This window comes from Selenomonadales bacterium (assembly GCA_018335585.1).
Classification (GTDB): domain Bacteria; phylum Bacillota; class UBA994; order UBA994; family UBA994; genus UBA994.
The window spans coordinates 1-5,509 of the sequence record JAGXRZ010000005.1 but is presented as its reverse complement, the minus strand read 5'-3'; the positions used below and the strand labels follow the sequence as shown (position 1 = coordinate 5,509).

Sequence of the window (5,509 nt, the reverse complement as noted above, 5' to 3'; positions counted from 1 at the left end):
CAGCAGGGATTTTGCTTATGATATTGAAATTAAAGGGCAGAAAGGATATGCTCCCTTTCGGCCCCTTTCTTGCTTTAGGTGCTTTTTTCACAATGTTGTGGGGCCCTGCCATTATTTTGTGGTATACTCAAGTGATAGGGTTGTAGCGAGGGTCGCTTGTCCCTTGTCGCTTGTCGCTTGTGGGTGCCGCTAGTGAGCTGTGAGCTTTGAGCGGTGAGCTTGAAGGCGTTAGGCGTTAGGCTAGCCCTCCACGAAGTGCTAAGTGCGAAGTGCTAAGTGCGCATCCCTCTACGAGGAGCCGGCAACCCCAAAAACACGCTCACGAAAGGAGCCTCATCATGTCGGCATGCACGCGCTTGCGCCGCAGGAATGGTTTTACGCTGGTGGAAGTGCTGGTATCCGTGGCGATGCTTGGTATACTCGTATTGCCGCTTATGGGCATCTTTACGCAGAGCCTGCGCTCGGTGCACGCCGGCAGGGCACAGGTGACGGCGGCCTTTCACGCGCAGCGACTGATGGACGACTTTGTTTTGGCCGATGCCGCCGGTCGCGTGCCGCTTGGCCGCACTGCCATCGACGGCACCTTTTCTTTTGAGCGCACCGTGCGCACACATCCTGCGACGGGACTTACGGAAGTCGTAATCACGGTATTTTGGCAGCAGGGAGCAATAGCGAGAACGCTGAGGGTGGTGAGCCTAGTTGCGCCGCGCTGAAGCAGGCTTAACCTTAATTGAGATGTTGGTCGCGGTAGGCACAATGGGAATTGTGGCTGTAATTGTGGCCTCGCTCTTTGCGCAAGGGATGCACACCTACAGCGCCGGACAGGCCGCAGGCCTGGTAATTGCCGATGTGCGCTTTGCTGTGGAGCAGGTTGCCACGCGCCTGCGCGAAGCTCGTCCCGGCAGTGTCGCGGTCGCCGATGCCGGACGCCAGATAACTTTTCAGGTGTGGGACAGAAGTATCAGCAATTGGATCACATTAACATATCGCCTGTCAGGGCAGGACATTCAGTTGAACAGCCAGCCGATGGCTACCTATGTGCAGACCCTGCAGTTCGCGCTTACGGACGCAGGCCGCGCCGTGACGATTACCGCAACTACCGTGAGCTCCGTCCCCGGTGCCCGCCCCGGCACAGGTCTGCCGTTTACGTTTACGACGCGGGCGGTGCTGAGAAATTAGCCGCCGGGCGCCAGCCGCCGGGCGCCAGCCGCCGGGCGCCAGCTGTGAGCTATGAGCGCTGAGCTGTGGGCTGTGAGCCGGGGCAATCATGAATCAGGAATACGTGAATCATGAAATTGCAGAGCTTGCTCTACTGGGCACTAAGCACTGGGCACTGGGCACTTTCTCTGCCAGGAGCTAGGAGCTGGGAGCCAGCAACCCCCCACCATCTCGCGAAAGGAGGCCCACCATGCATTCGCAGCGCGGTAGTATACTCGTATTCGTAACTTTGACGGTCGCCATTCTTATGATTGTCGGCGTTACTTTTGCGACGGCTACAACTGCGGAGTACCGTTCTGCCATGCACCACACGCAGGGGACGCAGGCCTTCTATATTGCCGAGGCGGGGTTGAACTGGGCGCGGCGCGGCCTCGGGAACGGCAGCATTGTGCTCCCCTCGATTGGCGTGGGCCAGACGCATATACTGTATCGCAGTGCTGCTTTTGGCACGTCGGTAGGAACGCAGGTGCTAGCGGACATTGGCGAAGTAGAGATTGCGGTGCGGCGTCTAACCGCTTCGCGCGTAGAACTGGTGGTTCAGGGGAGGCAGCAACTTGCGCGCCGCACTTTGGCCGTATTGGCTGATGAAACGGCAGGGGTTGGCGTGGACACCGCACTGGGTAGACATCAAGTGAGTGGCGTGGTCGACCTTGGCAATCACGCCGTCATTAACGGCGATATATCGGGCAGTTCGTTTGTATTAGATAGTCACGCTGTTATTCATGGGGCTCGTATCGTGGGCCCGCCCTTAGCGTCATTTGCGCCGCCGGCATTTTCTCTCCCCACCGGTCTTACGTCCCGCGGGACACTGACAGTAAATGAACATGGGTCGGCGAGTTTGCTTGCCAACAGCAGTTATACTGACGTTACCGTAAGAGCGCACGGCGTCTTAATGATCGATGTGCCCGATTCAAACGATGTCGTAATTAGCGTCAGGAATCTCTCAGTTCGCGAACATGCGCGCCTTAACCGCACGGGCACGGGTACGGGACGCGTTATTCTGCACATTGAGCAAACACTCACGCTTAGCAGCCACGCTCATGTGAACCAGAGTGGTCATATCGAGCGGATGCTCGTGTATTATCACGGCACGACGGGATTCACGCTGAGCGAACACGCGAGTTTGACAGGTGTACTAGTGACTAACTCCGCACCTGTGACGCTCGGCAACCACTCGGTGCTCACAGGGCATCTTATTACAGGCTCAACCGCGGTTGCGGTGGATAACCACGCGCTAATGACCGGGATTCTGTACGCGCCGCGGGCCAGGGTCGACGTTGGCAACCACGGTCGGGTTGATGGGGTGGTGATTGCGGGTACCTTGTACGTAAACAATCACGGGCAAGTCAACATCGCCACCGGCGGTATAGCAAGTTTTACGCCTTCGGTAACGGCACTCGGGCTGTGGTCGACCGCGACGAGCTACAGTTTTCACACCTGGGGCAGCAGATGATATCGACAGACATGTAGATAGAGATAGAGAGAGAGGGGGCCTGTGCGCTTGCACCCGGTGACACAAGAGAACCAAGAGCTAGCTAAAGTTATCACGCGGAGTGAACGCAACCGGGCCGCTCGCGTAAGGCGCAGCCGTAAGGCATGGGGAGTGGCGGTAATTGTGACCCTCGCTCTCGTCGCCGCTGTAATCTACGCGGGCACAGAGCTGCAGAGGCTTTGGCACGAGAGCGCGCTATGGCTAACCGATATGTGGAGCTATGCGCAGCAGTTAGACGTATCTGCGGCCTGGCTATGGGTATTTGCACCGCTAGCATTTATCGCCTCACTGACCCTAGGTGTGCGGTACTGGAGTCGCGCAAGGACACCCCTGCCGCCGCCGGCGCCCACCGTAAAAAAACCGCCGCAGCGCGGTCTGTTTGCGCGACCGGTGCTAGGCATTGATGTCGGAAACTCGCAGATTAAGATGGTTGAGGTCGTGCCGGGTCAACCGCCGCGCGTCTTACGCTACGCGGTGGTGCCAACGCCGCGGGGCAGCGTAGAAAATGGTTTAATTAGGGACGCCGGAGCCTTAAGCGCCGCCATTTCCGAGGCCGTAAGTCGCGGCGGCTTCACGACACGCCGCGCCGCGACCACGCTCACGGGACAGAACCTGATGCTCAGGAAGCTTACTCTGCCGCCGATGCCAAAGCAAGAACTGCGGGCGGCCATTGACTGGCAAATCGAGCAGGTGCTGCAGCTAAACCGCGAGGATACTCTGACGGATTTTGCCGTCATGCCGGCTCGCGCCGGCGAACCTAACACCTTAATCTTGGTCGCCATGCAACGCGAGCCCATCATTAACTTTGTAGATTTTATGACTAACGCGGGGTTTGAGATTATCCGCGTCGACATTGAGCCTTTGGCCATGTTTCGCTCTGCCCTCCTGGCGACACAGTCGCAGGTTAAGCGCGGCACACACGTCGTCCTAGATTTTGGCGCGGGCACCACTAACCTAAGTGTGTTTCGTGAAGGCGTGCTGCAGACGGCGCGAGTGATTGCCCTGGGCGGCAATCAGCTGACGCGCGCCATTATGGTGGAGCACCAGTTAGACTTCGAGCAGGCAGAGAAGGAAAAGATTGAGCATGGGCTTACGCCTGACTGCCCCTATTTTTCGCTGCTAGCCCCCGTGCGTGACCGTCTGTTTGGGGAAATAAACACTACGGTTAATTTTTATCTCACAGAGAATAAAGGCGTAACCATCGACACTGTGCAGGTCGCGGGTGGGAACAGCTTGTTGCCGTTCTTCACGGCCCAACTTGAGGAAAGTATCCGCCATGCGGTGCGCAGTGACCAAAAGGACTTTCGCGTGAACATCACTAATCCACTGACGCGTATGGCTCACGGCGTCTCGGCGGAAGACCTCGACTGGTGCGGGGCCTCTCTGTGTGTCGCGATTGGCCTAGCGCTAGGGGAGGTTGTGCTGTGAAAATAAACCTGCTGCCGCTCGCGCGGCAGAGGCAGCCATATCCCTACCGCGCTATCCTCATTGCGGTGGTATGCTTGTTGTGTGTGGCGGCGCCTGTTACTGCGTATAGCTATCGTCTGATGAAGAACGTGCAGAGCCTGCGGAATGAGGTCGCCGGCCTGAAAGCGCGGGCAGATGCTTTAGGGCCGCTTGAGCCCTTGCTCTTGGAGTATGCTCGCTTAGAGCAAGAACTGCGGCGCGTGCGCGGCGAAGCTGTCCCCGAAAATGTCAAGCTGGTGCCTTTCCTGGACGAGCTTGCGCGGCTTCTCCCTGACCGCGTCTTTGTTACCGACTTAAGTATCGACGAGGCGGGCTTAAGGCTGCGTGGGGTGACGCCGTCCTACGCTTTGGCGGCGGAGTTTCTCAGAGTCTTAGCCGGTTCAACTTTGTTCGAGGATCCGGTGCTTAGCGTATTACAGGCCGATGCTGTGGGCTATAGTTTTGAGCTTACGGTAGAGATTAGGGCGGAGGAACAATGAAGCTTAACAGACGTGAGGGCATACTGCTAGGTTTCCTGTTGGTCGTGCTAACCGGGACATTAATTTACTTGTACTTGTGGCAGCCACTGCTCACCGAGCAGGCTGCTTTGCGTCACCAAATAGAGACGCTGACAGGCACGCTCTACAGACTGGAGCCATGGGAAAACAAGGAGGCGGAGCTCGCGGCGAGGCTTGATCGCCTGCACGAGCAAATCCGCACTGTGACCGAGGAGCGCCAGCTCGGCATTCCTCTACCCGAGTTCCTGACTATGCTTGAAAACGCAGCTACCGCTACTGTCGTTAGCCTTGAAAGCACGAGCATTGCGGTGGAAGACATTGGAGCTATCACGAATATGCAGGTCGCAGGTACCTACCATGACCTTTATCGTTTTCTCATGCTGCTTGAGGAGCAGGAGGAAGCCTTAGTGCTGGAGGCACTGCAGTTTACCGGCACGGGACAAGCTCTGCAGGGTACCCTGCAGGTTCGCCTGTTTAGCGGCGCGGTTATCGGTGAACCTAAGGTGGGCGGGTTCCCCGGACGCTCGCCTTTTGCGGCGCGTCGGCAGTAGTGAGGGGCCAATTGCGGGGACGACAACGCGGCTTTACGGTAATAGAACTCCTAGCTGTAGTCGGCATTATGGGGGTTCTGGCTCTGCTGGCGGTGCCGAGAGTCAGCGATGCGTTAATTAACGCAGAACTGCAGTCGACGGTGCGGCAGTTAGCATCGGATGCACACCACGTGCGCCAGCTTGCCATCATGCGCGGCGCTAATACGCGCATGGATTTCCTTAGGCTCTCCGGACACCCGCATCAAGTGAGGGTGTTTAACGAGCTCTCGCAGGAGATGAGAGAG

7 protein-coding genes are annotated in these 5,509 nt (G+C 57.7%); all 7 read left to right on the top strand.

Annotated elements, in window-relative coordinates; genetic code table 11:
• Positions 1–338 precede the first annotated feature (338 nt).
• Positions 339–713 (top strand): prepilin-type N-terminal cleavage/methylation domain-containing protein, encoded by a 375-nt coding sequence (locus KGZ66_00750; protein MBS3984125.1) that lies wholly within the window; start codon positions 339–341, stop codon positions 711–713.
• Positions 700–1,179 carry a prepilin-type N-terminal cleavage/methylation domain-containing protein gene (locus tag KGZ66_00745; protein ID MBS3984124.1) on the top strand — a complete coding sequence of 160 codons (480 nt, stop codon included), beginning with the start codon at positions 700–702 and terminating at the stop codon, positions 1,177–1,179. The genes KGZ66_00750 and KGZ66_00745 overlap by 14 nt, the downstream gene beginning before the upstream one ends.
• Before the next feature lie 229 nt (positions 1,180–1,408).
• The gene (locus KGZ66_00740; GenBank protein MBS3984123.1) at positions 1,409–2,671 is read left to right on the top strand and encodes a pilus assembly PilX N-terminal domain-containing protein; all 1,263 of its coding nucleotides are present in this window, start codon (positions 1,409–1,411) and stop codon (positions 2,669–2,671) included.
• 48 nt (positions 2,672–2,719) lie between these two features.
• Complete coding sequence (pilM, locus tag KGZ66_00735) at positions 2,720–4,138, top strand: type IV pilus assembly protein PilM (protein MBS3984122.1); 1,419 nt, start codon at positions 2,720–2,722, stop codon at positions 4,136–4,138.
• Positions 4,135–4,656, top strand: a complete 522-nt coding sequence (locus tag KGZ66_00730; GenBank protein MBS3984121.1) for a PilN domain-containing protein — start codon at positions 4,135–4,137, stop codon at positions 4,654–4,656. The genes pilM and KGZ66_00730 overlap by 4 nt, the downstream gene beginning before the upstream one ends.
• Complete coding sequence (locus KGZ66_00725) at positions 4,653–5,225, top strand: hypothetical protein (GenBank protein MBS3984120.1); 573 nt, start codon at positions 4,653–4,655, stop codon at positions 5,223–5,225. Before KGZ66_00730 ends, KGZ66_00725 begins: the two co-directional genes overlap by 4 nt.
• Before the next feature lie 11 nt (positions 5,226–5,236).
• Positions 5,237–5,509: type II secretion system protein (locus KGZ66_00720; GenBank protein ID MBS3984119.1), on the top strand; the 273-nt coding region annotated here is incomplete at its 3' end.